Source organism: Spirosoma knui (assembly GCF_054780635.1).
Genome location: NZ_BAAGVY010000011.1, coordinates 209,365 through 223,553 on the forward strand (window position 1 = coordinate 209,365; position 14,189 = coordinate 223,553).

Consider the following 14,189-nt stretch of genomic DNA (forward strand, 5'->3'; position numbering starts at 1 on the left):
TTTAAACAAGTCTCCAGCTCGTTTATATGACTTGAAAGCCGTGGACGTAAGGGTCTTCTTCGTCCAGTACGATGTGGTTGTAACCGTAGATGCGGGCCCACCCTTCAATGCTGGGAATAATGGCCGGTTTGCCTGCCAACTCCGTCTCCGCTTCAATACGTCCGTTGAAGATCGAACCAATGATGCTCTCGTGGACAAACACATCGCCCGGCTTCAGCCTGCCTTTGGCGTACCATTGTGCCAGACGTGCCGATGTACCCGTACCACAGGGGGAGCGGTCGATGGCTTTATCGCCGTAGAACACCGCGTTACGTGCCGTTGAGGTCTCGTTCAGCGGTTTCCCCGTCCAGAGGATATGGCTTAAGCCATTAATGGTCGGGTTTTCGGGATGCACAAAACTGTAGTGTTCATTGAGTCGTTGGCGCATCACCCGTGCCCAACCAATGAGCTGTTCGGCTTTATAATGCTCCAATCCCGGAAAGTTTGGCTGTGGATCTACGATCGCGTAGAAGTTACCGCCATACGCTACGTCTACGGTGAGCGTTCCTAGGTCAGGGCAGTCGACGGTCAGATTTTCCGCTGCCAGGTATGACTTGATGTTCGTGATCTTAACCGACGTAACTTTCTTTCCCTCCTGTACGTATTCGGCCCGAACCAGTCCCGCAGGCACTTCCAGGTTTAAGACGCCCGGCGTTTTAGGACGAATCAGGTTTTGCTCAATGGCTACCGTAACGGTGCCGATGGTACCGTGGCCGCACATGGGCAGGCAGCCCGATGTTTCAATGAACAACACCCCCGCGTCGTTGGCCGGGTCGGTAGGAGGATACAAAATACTGCCCGACATCATGTCGTGCCCACGTGGCTCGAACATCAGGCCAGTCCGGATCCAGTCGTATTCGCGGAGGAAATGCTGACGCTTTTCGCTCATGTTGGCCCCCTGCAAAAACGGAATACTACCGCCCGTTACAACCCGTACCGGGTTTCCGCAGGTGTGGGCATCTATACAAAAGAAATGATATTCAGCCATAACGTAACGCGGGTAGAAACCCGCACGTATGCGTTTAAAAAGCGCGGGTTTCCACCCGCGTTACACCAACCGGCCGTTTTGCTAATGCCGTTTCAATGATATTTAGCACCTGTTCGCGTTCTGCACCCACGAGTGGCAGACGAGGTGCGCGTACATACTCTGAACCAAGACCCGTTGCCGTGGCGGCTAGTTTGATGTATTGTACCAGTTTAGGATGAATATCCAACTCAAGTAGTGGCATAAACCAGCGATAGATGTCCAGCGCTTCGGCAACCTGACCGGCTTTAGCCAGCTCATAAATAGCAACCGTTTCCTGCGGAAAGGCGTCTACCAAACCGCCAACCCAGCCGTCGCAACCCAGCAGAAGACATTCTAACGCCAATGTGTCAACACCACCCAGTAGCTTGAAGCGATCGCCAAAGGCGTTGCGCATACGCGTTACGTTAGTTATGTCACGGGTTGACTCCTTCACTGCCTGAATATTGGGTAGTTCGGCCAGTTCCTCGAACATGGCAACGGTCGTCATGATCTTGTAATCGTACGGATTATTATAAATCATGACTGGCAGTGAGGTTTCGCTGGCTACCGCCTTAAAGAACGTAACCGTTTCGCGGGCGTCGGCTGGATAGCGCATGGGCGGCAACAACATCAGGCCGTCGGCACCGTTAGCTTCAGCCTCCTGAGCACCGGCAATCGCTTGTTTAGTCGCCTGCTCGGCAATGTTGACCAGGACGGGTACGTTACCGGCCGAAACCGCCAGCGCTGAGGTGAGCAACTGAATCTTCTCCTGATTGAGCAAGGTGCTGGCTTCACCTAAAGAGCCGCCAATAATGAATCCGTGCACACCCGCGTCGAGCTGGGCACGGAGGTTTTTCTCAAAAAGTGGGATGTCAAGCGCATCATTAGCGGTAAACGGAGTCAACAGCGCCGGGTAAACGCCCTCCCATTTGACGGGTACATGCATAGCTTTTGCCTTTATATGATCTGCCAATTTTTCGTCAAAGGTACTCGTTATGAGCATCCTCGAGTTACTCATAATTAGTGAAAACTGACACTATTTTCACTTCAATGAGGATTAGCGTTGCAGATCATCAGCTAGCCGATAAGGCGCCGGGAAAGCAGGAAGCAATAGCGGTATTATTAGATTATTTCAAAGTACATGCGCTATGTCACCCTCTCGACCTCCCCTGCAGGGAAGGCTAAGAGGGTGACAGTAGCGCAATACGTATCAGAAACCGGCTTTACAACAGCTTGTTGAGTTGAATCGGCAGTTCGCGTACCCGTTTCCCGGTGGCGTGGTAAATGGCGTTGGCAATGGCGGCAGGCATGCCCACAATACCAATTTCACCTACTCCCTTAATGCCGAGCGGATTTACAATGTCGTCGTATTCTTCTACGAAGATGACGTCCAGATCGTGAATATCGGCACAAACCGGTACGTGGTATTCGGCCAGGTTATGGTTCATGATCCGGCCGAAGCGGTGGTCCATAACACTTTCTTCTTCCAGGGCTTTGCTGATACCCCATACCATACCGCCGATGATCTGACTGCGGGCCGTTTTAGGGTTCAGGATGCGTCCGGCCGCTACGGACGTAACGGCTCTCGTTACTTCCACCGTTCCCAGGTCTTCGTCGACCTGAACTTCAACAAACACCGCCGAATGCGCGTAACGGGTATACTTGGCCTGTTTCAGCGTATTGGTAAACGAGGTCGCCGTTTCCGTAATCGCCCGCCCACCGTTTTGATCGACGATTGTCTGTACCGGAATCGATACCGACGGGTTTTGCTTCAGGCGAATCTGTTTGTCAATGAAAAGAACGTCCTCGAAGCTGGCTTTGGCAAACGGCGAGCCGGGCATTTTCTGTGCCAGCTTCAGCAACGTTTTGCCTAACTCTTCGCAAACGATTTTCACCGCTGAACCGACCGTACCGGCTGTGAGCGACCCACCCTGGAACGGTGCCAACGGCATCTCGGTATCGCCCAGCCGGAATATGACGTCTTCTAGTGGGAAGCCGAGTGTTTGCGCAGCTATCTGCGTCATGATCGTGTACGTACCGGTACCAATATCGGCGGTCGCGCTGCTTACGCGTAGTTTGCCATTTACCGTCAGCACGGCTTCGGCCCGGGCGGGTAGCTGGTTCGCATCCCATACCCCGGTAGCCATGCCCCATCCGATCAGATTGTGGCCATTACGCATTGAACGCGGCTCTGGATTCCGGGTCGACCAGCCAAACCGTTCGGCGGCCTGCCGGTAGCATTCGCGTAGCTGTTTGCTGGAGAACGGACGCTTTTCGTCGGGATCGGTTTCGGTGTAATTTTTTAAGCGAAGTTCGAGTGGGTCGATACCGAGCTTATACGACAGCTCGTCCATAGCACACTCAATGGCCGATACTCCCGTTACGCCCCCCGGTGCTCGCATGTCGAGCGGAGTGTGTACATCTAAGGGAACGACTTTATAACCGGTCAGCGTATTTGGCGAATAGTATAAGCCCGTCGACCAGTTAACTACCGTTTCGATATAATCCTCAAACCGCGAGGTCTCGCCAATGGCGTTATGGTGCATGGCATCGAGTGAACCATCCGGCTGAGCGCCAAGCTCCACCGTTTGAAGCGTGGCCGGGCGATGGCCAAACGAAAACATCTGCTGCCGCGTTAGCGATACCCGAACTGAGCGTTTGAGCTCCCGAGCCGCCATTACGGCCATAAATAGCTGATACTGCGGCCGCAGGCCCGATCCAAAGCCTCCCCCGACGTAAGGCGAGATGACCCGTACATCGTTGAAAGGTATGCCAAATACCTGCGCTACGTAAAGCTGGCTGTTGGGGGCACCCTGGGTTTTGTCGTAGATGGTGAGTTTGCCATCCGGCTCATACACGACCGTGGAGGCAAACAGTTCCATTGGATTGTGGTGTTCAAACCCGTGGTTATACGCGACCGAAAGCTTGACGGGGGATTTGGCGAAGGCTTCTTTAAAATCACCCCGTGGCTTCGGTGGCGGTGGTTTCAGGAGCGTTGCCAAACCAATGGCTGGTTTCCGGGCTTTGTCGACGTGTTTTTGCAAATCGGTTTCGTGTTCGACTTCCTCGTACTCAACCCGAACTAAGGTCGATGCGTAGCGGGCCAGTTCGAACGTATCGGCCACGACCAGCGCTACTGGCTGGCCGTTGTATTTGATTTTGGCGTCGTGCAGCGGTCGAAACGGCGAGCCTGGCGGGGCGTCCAGGTCTTTGTAGTTCATGTCGAACCAGGCCAGATTCGGGCGATTCTCATGCGTAAAGACTTGTAATACACCATCCAGCGCCAGCGCTTTGCTCGCATCAATGTTGGTGATCCTGCCTTTGGTGATAGTACCTGAAATAACTACGCCGTACACCAGATCGGGTACGTTAAACTCAGCGGCATATTTCGCTTCGCCCGTTACTTTCGCCCGGCCGTCGACGCGGTTAATGGGTTTTCCTACTACGTTGCTCATACCGTTGAGTTTATTCGGTTGGTTCGAGTTTAGCCGCCTGGCCCAAAGCCCGGACAATTGCCCGTTTAGCCAGTTCAATCTTGAAATCGTTGTGCCCATAGCCGCGCGCGCCTTCCAGCAGGGCGTCGGCGGCTAGTTGAAAGGTTTCTTTCGTGGCGGGTTTATCAATTAGTAGAGCTTCGGCTTCGGGTTTACGCCAGGGTTTGTGCGCTACTCCCCCCAGCGCGATCCGGGCGTCGGTGACTACTTTATTGTCATCTAACTCCAGGGCCGCGGCCACCGATACGAGCGCAAAGGCGTAAGAAGCCCGGTCGCGAATTTTGAGGTACATGTGGTAATCCGGAAAGCCTTTCGCGGGCAGGTCAATAGCGGTTACCAGTTCGCCCGGTCTTAACGTATTATCATACTGTGGTTGATCGCCGGGCAGCCGGTGAAAGTCCGCAATGGGTACGGTACGTTCGCCATCCGGACCAGTCACCCGTATAACCGCTTCGAGGGCCGCCAGCGCCACAGCCATGTCGGAGGGATGCGTAGCGATGCAGTGGTTGCTGGTACCCAGAATGGCGTGAATGCGATTATAGCCGCCAATGGCCCCACAGCCCGAACCGGGTTGACGTTTATTGCAGGGCATAGCGGTATCATAAAAATAATAACAACGCGTGCGCTGAAACAGATTACCCCCGTTGGTTGCCATGTTACGTAGCTGGGCCGATGCTCCCGCCAGAATGGTTTGTGACAGTAACGGGTAGCGCTGTTGAACGAGTGGGTGATAAGCCGTATCGGCATTGGTGACTAACGCGCCAAGCCGCAGGCCTCCATTCTCCAGTTCATCAACGGTCGTTAACGGCAACCGATTTATGTCGACAAGTTTGCTCGGCCGCTCCACGTTTTCCTTCATCAAATCGATGAGGTTGGTACCCCCGGCGATGATTCTGACTTGTCCATCGTGCTCCATCGACTCGGTAACGAGCTCGCTAACGGCAGCGTCGACTCCTTTCGGACGAGTATAGGCGAATGGATTCATGGCTTGGGTGGGGTCTGGTTTAGTTGCATTACTTCACAAATGGCGTCGACAATGTGCGGATAAGCTCCACAGCGACAGATGTTGCCGCTCATCAATTCACGCACATCAGCCACTGTTTTCACCTGCCCCTCCTGGATCATGCCCACCGCCGAGCAGATCTGCCCTGGGGTGCAATACCCACACTGAAACGCGTCGTGGTCGATAAACGCCTGTTGCATAGGATGAAGCGGTCCACCATCAATCGGAGCCAGGCCCTCTATGGTCGTGATTTCGTAATCTTCCTGCATAATGGCCAGCGTCATACAGGAATTAATACGTTTGCCATTCACCAGCACCGTACAGGCTCCGCATTGCCCATGATCACAGCCTTTCTTGGTGCCGGTCAGGTTGCAGTATTCCCGTAAGGCATCGAGCAGGGTTGTCCAGGGCGCAACAGTAAGTTGCTTTTGTTGACCGTTAATGGTTAACGTAATGGATTGGGATGGCGGCAGCGGGTTGGTTCGCTCGGCGCGGGGAGGGGCATCGATTAGCATAGTTTAACGCTGAGGTTGAAAGAGTTCTATACGTAAACTATTACCTGCCTGTTTGTCTGCGTAAAACGAGCGTATGTTATTTTATGGGCATACTCCTGGACTTTATTACGGAATTGGACGGGTTTGCAGTGCCCTGAATTGTAAAATTCCTGCTACATTATACCCGCAAAAAGTACACGAATGGAGAACGTAGAAAAAGCAAAGAAAGAAAAGAAGGAAAAACCCAGCCGAACCATCGAGACCATGTTTCGCACCACGCTGTCGAGCCATGTTCAACTGAGCGGAATGGCCGATAAGAAAGCGGGACTGATGATTTCGATCAATTCGATTGTGCTTTCGGTCATGACTTCGTTTCTGGTGAATAAGTTTACCGAAATTCCTTATCTGATTATTCCGACCAGCTTGATGGTGATTGTGTGTCTGGTAACGATCACGTTTGCGCTGCTGGCCACCAAACCAACGACGCGGTCGCAGAAGAACCTCCAGGTACCCGTTGATCAAAGTCAGATTGACCCGCTCTTTTTTGGGGATTACCTGACAATATCCGCCGATAGCTACCGGGCTCACATGAAAGAACTAATCGCTGACGATGAGTTGATGTATAACACGATGCTCGACAACATCTACGCGCAGGGGCGGGTGCTTTCTAAGAAATACCGAATGCTGACCATTGCTTACACCATTTTCATGTACGGCTTTCCGGTAGTTATCCTGAGTTATCTGATTACGTTGGTTCTGTACTCGTGGCATTAATTCAGTCCCCGGATGGTAATGACGTGCTGCGTGTTTCGTTTACCCTGTTCGATGAACTGCGCCTGAATCCGTTCCTTATCCGTGATCTGCCGGTAAAAATCATCCAGATACGCGATTGTCCGCCTTACGTAGGTTTTGTCGAGGTATTTGTTCTGCTGGTACAAAGCATAAATGGCTGACTTCTGGGCAATGAACCGGTCAAACACCTGCTGAAATACCGCTTCCGGATAGACGTAACCCCGATACAGCCGCTCCCGAACGGACTCAATATTCAGTTGCTCGGCAGGCTGGGCATAAGGCGCTTCGACAATACCGGCGTGGTCGAAATCGTATGGGATGGGAATGGGTAACAAAACGCCTGGCTTTCTAACCAGCTTAATATTGTGCAGAAACGGCACGGACCAGTCGGTGTTGCCGATCATGTATTCGAAGACAGCAACGGTAGCCATATTGACCGAGTCGATATTGGCCATGTTGAGCTTTTTTATTTCGACAGGGGTCGTGCCATTTCGTTTCGCCACCGACGTAGCATCTTCGAGCAGGAACGCGAATTTGGTTTGAGGAGACCGTTTGCCGGTCGAGTCTTCGTAGGTGACCTGCGCCAGACGTGCCTTGAAGCTGTGGTTGGTCAGGAGGTTATACACCTGATAGAGTACGTATTCACGAACAACAAAGTCTTCGTTCTGGCAGTGCGTAACGAGCTTTACTCTGTTCTGATTCGCAAATAGGGTACTTTTTCCTTTTTTCTTGGGAAAGTCGATCAGCAGGGGCGGAAACGAACAGTTGTTAACGTTGCGCCGGAAATTTCCGCGCACTTTTAGCTTAACCGGCAAACTGGCTGCAGCTGCATCGCGACCATGCACCAATACGCCCGAATGGTTGACGGGTGTATCCCCCCGGTCTTTCAGTAGCACCCGCATGTTCGCTCGCAGAGTGAGTTGTATCAGCTCGTCGCTCTCGAAAAGTGGCTCCCGCTTCGCCTTGGTTGAGTCGGCTGCCGAATGAATCAGCTTATCCGGATTGGATCGGGTGGTAGGTATTGGAGCGGTTGGGTTGATGGTCAAAATGCCGCTCGTCCAAACGCTTAGGACAAAGGTGGCCAACGAAAAAAGGTGCATAGCGGAAGATCCGAATGGTCAGCAGTTCAGGATGGTTAAAGATACACAGGGGAAGCGAAACGGCCACAGCGCGGTCATCGACCCAATCAAATTTAAGGGGACGTAATGAATGGCGAAATCCAGACCCTCGACTTCTCGTAATGTCCATCACTCCTAGTATAGCCAGGCTTACTATAGCGCGTTAAGCGGCCTGCCACAGTTGTTTCAGTTTATTGAGGTCCCGTTTCATGGCCTCAAAAACGATCTTTTTATCAACGGTAATGTTCGTCGCTCCGTTTTCGGCTCCGCCCAGTGGATACTCCAGGTGGACCGATATAGGCACCTGAATCTGATATTTCTTCAGCAGTTGAAAGTAGGTGGTAAAGTCAATCATACCCTCACCGATGGGCGTGTTTTCGACTTCCCACCGCCCGTTTTTCTTTGTCCATCGGAAGTCTTTCAGGGCAATGGTTTTAACGCGGGACTCGAGCAAACGTAAGCCGTTTTTCCAGGAAAGACCCCCTTCAACGGTCGCATGACGAATGTCATATTGCACACCCGTATGCTGCGGATCGGCATTCTTCAGCATCTCCCAAATTTCCCAGACCGAGCCGCCGACCAATTCGCCGGAGTGGTTCTGATAACATCCAACTAAGTTCAGTTCTTTGTTCAGTTTGCCCAGGCCAATCATTTTTTGGGCGTACGCCTGTAGCGTTTCCGGCATCGGCTTATCAGGTAAATACCGGTACCAGTTCATGCGGTAATACCGGAAGCCTAACCCGGCTGCTGTCTTGAGCAGCCGCCGGTCGGTAGCATCATTGCTATCGCCCACCGCCGTTGTCATCATACTCGTTGACAAACCGGCTTTTTTAACGGCGTCGACCATTTTAGGTAGATCAGTCTCGACTCGGTCGGGCAGTACGTGCCCATTCGGACGTACCGTCCAGTCTAATCCGTCAAAACCAAGCTCCGCAGCCACCGATGCCGCTTCGGTGTAATTCAGGAATTGCAAGTGTTTCGAGAAGATGCTGAATTTGGGCATCTCAGCCGTGGGGGTACTCAAGGCAGCCGCTTGGTCAACGGGTATGAAGGGTAGCGCAGCGGCTACCGCAGATTGCTTTATAAATTGTCGGCGGGAAGGGTTCATGATCAAATGCAGTTTAGCCGGATATATGCGCTTATTTCCAGTCAAGCCATACTTTCATGCGGCCCGGCTGGCGGTTATCCCAGGCGTAGTATGGAATCAGGGTATACGTACCGGCCTGGTTTGTGGCCTGAATGGCGGTTATACCGTTTAGCATGTCAGGGCGGTTCTGCGTAACAAAGGTCGTTTGCGTCGACAGGGTCGCCTGATCAAACGCAGCGCCGTTGTTATCCGCTTCTTCCAGACAATACACCAACGGGCCGCGCTGGATGGCTCGCTTACCTATATCCGCTTTCACACGTGGGTCAGCGGCAACTATCTCTATCGGCATATCAAGCGATAACGTAACGACATCGCCTTTCTTCCATTTCCGGTTTAGGGTCAAATACCCTTTATCAACGTTTGCATTTACGGTTTGTCCGTTCACCATGGCTGTATACGTTTTGCACCAGCCCGGAATACGCATTTTCACGTCAAAGTTGGTGGCCTTGTCTGGGTTGACAGTCAGTTTGATGGTGCCGTCCCAGGGATAGTTCGACTGCTGCGAAATCTGAACAGAACGTCGGTTAACCTTGGCGGTAGTTTCGCTGCTGACGTACAGGTTTACCCACAAGGCATCTTTGGAGGTGTTGTAGACGTAGCCGCCCAGCGAGGGGAGCAATCGCGATACGTTACTGGGGCAGCAGGCCGTACCGTACCAGGGTTTGCGGTGGTGCGACCCGGCAGACGCCAGCGGGTTAACATAGAAGAATGATTCGCCCGATAGCTGCACCCCAGCCAGCGCTGCGTTGTAAAGCGAGCGTTCCAGCACGTCGATGTAGCGGGCGTCGCCGGAGTACAGATTCATCCGCTGATTCCAGAGCACCATCCCGACCGACGCGCAGGTTTCGCAGTAAGCCGATTCGTTGGGGAGGTCGTAATCTTCGGTAAAGCCTTCGTTATGCACCGACGAGCCAATGCCGCCCGTTATGTACATGTTACGTCCTACAACGTCGTCCCAGACCCGGCTCGTAGCGTCCATGTACCCGCGATCGCCGGTCTCGGCGGCTACATCGGCTATGCCGGTATACAAATACATGGCCCGCACGGCATGGCCTTTGATGTCGGTGATCTGGCGAACCGGTACGTCGTCCTGGCAGTAACGAGGTCCCCACGCCTTATTATCCCAGATGGCCCCTTTGCCAAAGCCTTTGCCGCGTTGCTCTAGGTACCAGTCCGCAAGCTTCAGATAACGGTCATTGTGCGTAGCGTGGTAGAGTTTAACCAGCGCTAGTTCGATCTCCTGGTGCCCCGACACCCAGGGGCGGTTGGCTAACCGAAACGTACTGTCGATGTGATTGGCGAACCGAATGGCTACGTCCAGCAGCTTACGCTTGCCGGTTGCGTCGTAATAGGCGATGGCGGCTTCGAAGAGATGTCCGGCATTGTAGTCCTCGTGCTTTTCCATGTCGGTCCAGCGTTTGCTGAGGTCGCCGAGGGTGTAATACGTATTGAGGTACCCGTCGGGCAGTTGGGCTGCGGCAATTTTATCAATCCATTCGTCGGCTTTCTGTTCGAGGCTAGGGTTGCGGTTCGTCTTGAGCGTATACGCCATGCCTTCGATGACCTTATACACATCGGAATCGTCGAAGTAAATGCCTTCGTGTTTACCCGAGTGGGCAGCGGCTCTCTCGAAGTTCCGGATTCGGGCGGTTTTTACTTCGGTCTGTTCGATACAAACGGGCAGCGTTGCCGTTTGCACTCGCTCGATCCGAGGTCGCCAGAACTGGTCGGAGATCGTGACCTGCGAAAAGTTTATTGGCCGGATGCCCCGTTGCGCTTCCGCTGATCCGGCTACCAGCAGCAGGCTTGTCAGCGCCAGATAAAGACCGTTGTTGTTCATAGAGTTCAGGCTTTCCATTGACCACAATACGTGATCTAAAAAGAAGAGCAGGCTCCACAACTACCGGTTTGGTCTGTGCCGGACGTCATTCGCTTACACGAGTGTGGGCGATGAAATGAAGTTTAGAAAGGCGTGCTGCTGTTCGCGGTATTTCTCTTGATCCAATGAATATAGCAGCCCTTTCTTCGTCACCGATTTATCGTCTTTCTCACCCGTTCGGACGAGCAGGTTGGTCGACAGGATTTTTCGGCTAAAATTTCTCCGGTCCATGGGCGCATCATAAATGGCTTCGTAAAGTTTCTGGAGCTGCGGTAACGTAAACTTTTCGGGAAGCAGCTCGAATCCAATTGGATGGAGGGCCGCTTTGTAGCGAAGCCGTTGCAGCGCCACCGAAACCATCTCTTCGTGGTCGAATATTAACCGGGGATGATCGGTCAGAGGTAACCAGTAGGCGTTGTTCCGTCGAGCGAGTTCTTCGTTATGGTGCTCAATATTAATAAGGGCGAAATAGCCAACGGAGAGCGTACGTTCGGCCGGGTCACGGTCAACCCGGCCAAACGTTTGCAACTGCTCCATGTAGACGTTCTCAAGCCCAGTAAGTTCGAAAAGAATACGCCGGGCGGCTTCTTCCAGATCCTCTTCCCGATCCAGAAAACCACCCATCAACGACCAGTTGCCGCGCTCCGGTTCGAAATTTCGCTTGACGAGCAGCAGCTTCAGCGTTTCGCCGTCAAACCCAAAAATGATACAATCTAACGCAACCGAAATACGGGAGGAATCGGAGTAAGGCATCGATGTCGGCAAAAAAATTCTAAATAGAAAGGAATACTGCCCGACCGCTTACCGCTTTGCGCTGAAAAATTGATATGTGCCCAACAGAAAGTCGCTGATGCCCTCGCCGTGATCTTTGCCTTTCAGAGGGATAAACTCAACCGGCGCACCCCGTTTCTTCATGGCGTCGTTCGCATCGACGGAATTGAGGTAAAATACCTGCCGATCGGCGTCACCGTGGTAGAGTTGAGTGGGCGTGCGGGGCTTCCAGTCGTAAATATCATTGTCCTTAACCGCGTTCAGAAATTGCGTATCGGTTCCCGCATTAACCCCCGCCCGGAAGGCATCGGTGAGTGATTCGTTGAAACTAATCGGAATATTACTGCCAAAAGGATCGCGCTGAACGGCGGCTGCGTAGGGTTCGTTGAAATAAAATGACAATGGCCGATTAATGCCATAAACCCGGTTATAGGTCGACAGCACCATGGTGTACAACCCATTGTACTGCGGAATGCCGTGCGTTTTCTGGTTGAGTAGCGTATTCATGAAAGCCGAAACGTGGTAGGGCCCGGCTCCGCAGCTGGACGCAACGAGGTTAAACTCCGTCCCGGTTTCTTCTTCGATCTTCTTTTGCAGGGCCATCGTGGCATAACCACCGAGTGAATAACCGGCAATAAACAGCTTCTCATTCCAGTTCACCTTCTCCTGTTTAATAAACTCCCGGGAAGCCCGAATCATATCCAGCGAGGTCGAGGCTAGCGTAGCGCGGTGTATATAAGGATGGGGCAGGTTTTTGGATTCGCCATAGCCGATGAAATCCGGCAACACCATGATGAAGCCGTTGGAGCCCAGCAGCGAACCCGTGAAATACGTTTCACTGCCTTCGTTGTTATAAGACGGCGCATCTTCGTCGGAACGGATGGTACCATGCTGTTCGCTGACCATCGGGAAGCTCAGGTTTCTGTCCGTGGAGTTCGGGATAACAATGGCTCCTGATGCCTGAACGTCGGTTCCGTCGGTGTTTTTCGTTTTGTAAACAAGCCTGTACACCTTAACAGGATGGTTGAGCAGGAATGAAACAAAGCCACCAAGCTGGCTAGCCTGACCGGTAGTGAACCGGCTGGTCAGCTGACTCTTGGAATACTCACCCAGCAACGTACTGCTGACCAGGTATTGATTGGTGGGGGTAGGGGCGGTGTCTGTGTTTTGCTGACAACCGGCGAGCCAGCCAGCCCACAGCAGCAGGCAGACAAGACGTATGGTTAAGCGAGAGGAATGCATAAGGCGCGTTGTTGACCGACGTAAGGTCCGGTTTCAACAGCGAAAATAAGTCTTTATATCAAGTCTACCACCTACTGCTTCTCATTCCTCGGGGCTCTATACGTTGATGGTAACGTTCGGAACGTAGCCGGCGAAAACGATACGTAGCGTACACGGCTGATTACACAGGCCCGCCGACGCCTTTCGTGCTGTACTCGACAGTATCGAGCAGGGCCTGTAGGTGATGGAATTCATCCGCAGCCAGGTGATGACCCCATTGACTCAGCTGTTCCCGGAACTGATTCCAGCGATCGCCCGGCAGCACAATGAGTTCAGTTGTAAAGTTTACCTGGTCAGCCTGCGTTTCGGACTGAGTGAGGTCCGTGAAGGCAGGCTGCCGAATAACCAGATGCGGCTTTATGGCTGCGCTGATTTTCTGGAGCAGTTCTTCCCGAACGAACCCATCCAGAATCGAAGCGGGAACGCGTCCCGACGTATCGGCTTTTTTTAAGTGAACAGACGCTTTGTATCTCATGCTAAAACGCGGATGGGAGTTCGGGATTCGTCTACGGCCACAAACGTGAAGGAGCCGTGAATAGCCCGGTGGCGTTCCAGGGCGTACATTTCCTCTACGTAGATTTCTACCTCAATTCGTATGCTGGTGTTGCCAACGTGTTCGACGCGCCCGACCAGCTCGATGATCGTGCCGGCCGGAATAGGCTGGGCAAAATTGATTTTATCGGATGAAACCGTCACCATCCGCTTGCGGGCGAAGCGGGTAGCGGTGATAAAGGCAACCTCGTCCATGAGTTGCAGCGCCGTACCGCCGAACAACGTATCGTAATGATTAGTCGTGTTGGGGAAAACAGCTTTGAAAATGCGGGTTTCGGCAGCGGCAATTCGTTCTGCTACTGACATTATGTCGTTAATGGCCATGTAATAAACGGTTTAGGTTCTGCTGATGGATCATCTGATTATATTCGGTTCGCACCGTCAACAAACAATCACTACATAAGCAGCCCTGATACATTGAACTAACGTACTGTTGCTGGGCGTCGGTCAACCGAATGGATTGACACTGACACAAATTGATGCTGCCCACCTTGCATTCAAAGATGCGCTGGCAACGCGGGCATGCCACATGATCATGCTTCGGAATCATAGATTCGTTGAAAAAAGGTGGCTGTTTGATAGAGGTAAAGACGGTCTTCTGCCACTGGCAGAA

General features: G+C 52.7%; 14 protein-coding genes. 1 reads left to right on the top strand and 13 read right to left on the bottom strand.

Annotation, left to right across the window (positions count from 1 at the left end; all coding sequences use genetic code 11):
* Positions 1 to 22: 22 nt before the first annotated feature.
* From ACYVIY_RS21545 to ACYVIY_RS21565, 5 genes are all read right to left on the bottom strand, one after another.
* Complete coding sequence (locus tag ACYVIY_RS21545) at positions 23 to 1,027, bottom strand: 4-hydroxyproline epimerase (RefSeq protein ID WP_460978464.1); 1,005 nt, start codon at positions 1,025 to 1,027, stop codon at positions 23 to 25.
* A 34-nt stretch (positions 1,028 to 1,061) separates the two neighbouring features.
* Positions 1,062 to 1,991 (bottom strand): dihydrodipicolinate synthase family protein, encoded by a 930-nt coding sequence (locus tag ACYVIY_RS21550; protein ID WP_460978465.1) that lies wholly within the window; start codon positions 1,989 to 1,991, stop codon positions 1,062 to 1,064.
* 277 nt (positions 1,992 to 2,268) lie between these two features.
* A complete protein-coding gene (locus ACYVIY_RS21555) occupies positions 2,269 to 4,500 on the bottom strand; it encodes a xanthine dehydrogenase family protein molybdopterin-binding subunit (protein WP_460978466.1) in 2,232 nt (743 codons plus the stop codon).
* A 10-nt stretch (positions 4,501 to 4,510) separates the two neighbouring features.
* Positions 4,511 to 5,524, bottom strand: a complete 1,014-nt coding sequence (locus tag ACYVIY_RS21560; RefSeq protein WP_460978467.1) for an FAD binding domain-containing protein — start codon at positions 5,522 to 5,524, stop codon at positions 4,511 to 4,513.
* A complete protein-coding gene (locus ACYVIY_RS21565) occupies positions 5,521 to 6,057 on the bottom strand; it encodes a (2Fe-2S)-binding protein (RefSeq protein ID WP_460978468.1) in 537 nt (178 codons plus the stop codon). The genes ACYVIY_RS21560 and ACYVIY_RS21565 overlap by 4 nt, the downstream gene beginning before the upstream one ends.
* 180 nt (positions 6,058 to 6,237) lie before the next feature.
* Here ACYVIY_RS21565 and ACYVIY_RS21570 point away from each other — a divergent pair, with 180 nt between their 5' ends.
* On the top strand, positions 6,238 to 6,810 hold the full coding sequence (locus ACYVIY_RS21570; RefSeq protein WP_460978469.1) for a Pycsar system effector family protein: 573 nt from the start codon (positions 6,238 to 6,240) through the stop codon (positions 6,808 to 6,810).
* On the opposite strand, the gene ACYVIY_RS21575 is transcribed toward ACYVIY_RS21570, so the two are convergent.
* From ACYVIY_RS21575 to ACYVIY_RS21610, 8 genes are all read right to left on the bottom strand, one after another.
* Entirely contained in the window at positions 6,807 to 7,928 is a 1,122-nt protein-coding gene (locus ACYVIY_RS21575) for a hypothetical protein (RefSeq protein WP_460978470.1), read from the bottom strand. The genes ACYVIY_RS21570 and ACYVIY_RS21575 overlap by 4 nt on opposite strands.
* A gap of 181 nt (positions 7,929 to 8,109) precedes the next feature.
* Positions 8,110 to 9,054, bottom strand: a complete 945-nt coding sequence (locus ACYVIY_RS21580; RefSeq protein WP_460978471.1) for a sugar phosphate isomerase/epimerase family protein — start codon at positions 9,052 to 9,054, stop codon at positions 8,110 to 8,112.
* 31 nt (positions 9,055 to 9,085) lie between these two features.
* Positions 9,086 to 10,933 carry a glycoside hydrolase family 127 protein gene (locus ACYVIY_RS21585; RefSeq protein ID WP_460978472.1) on the bottom strand — a complete coding sequence of 616 codons (1,848 nt, stop codon included), beginning with the start codon at positions 10,931 to 10,933 and terminating at the stop codon, positions 9,086 to 9,088.
* 93 nt (positions 10,934 to 11,026) lie between these two features.
* On the bottom strand, positions 11,027 to 11,725 hold the full coding sequence (locus tag ACYVIY_RS21590) for an NUDIX hydrolase (RefSeq protein ID WP_460978473.1): 699 nt from the start codon (positions 11,723 to 11,725) through the stop codon (positions 11,027 to 11,029).
* A gap of 48 nt (positions 11,726 to 11,773) precedes the next feature.
* A complete protein-coding gene (locus ACYVIY_RS21595; RefSeq protein WP_460978474.1) occupies positions 11,774 to 12,985 on the bottom strand; it encodes an alpha/beta hydrolase family protein in 1,212 nt (403 codons plus the stop codon).
* 160 nt (positions 12,986 to 13,145) lie between these two features.
* Positions 13,146 to 13,499 (bottom strand): hypothetical protein, encoded by a 354-nt coding sequence (locus tag ACYVIY_RS21600; RefSeq protein WP_460978475.1) that lies wholly within the window; start codon positions 13,497 to 13,499, stop codon positions 13,146 to 13,148.
* Positions 13,496 to 13,882, bottom strand: coding sequence for an acyl-CoA thioesterase (locus ACYVIY_RS21605; RefSeq protein WP_460978511.1), 387 nt, complete (start codon positions 13,880 to 13,882; stop codon positions 13,496 to 13,498). Before ACYVIY_RS21605 ends, ACYVIY_RS21600 begins: the two co-directional genes overlap by 4 nt.
* Positions 13,883 to 13,889: 7 nt before the next feature.
* Complete coding sequence (locus tag ACYVIY_RS21610) at positions 13,890 to 14,126, bottom strand: cysteine-rich CWC family protein (protein WP_460978476.1); 237 nt, start codon at positions 14,124 to 14,126, stop codon at positions 13,890 to 13,892.
* Between the last annotated feature and the right edge of the window lie 63 nt (positions 14,127 to 14,189).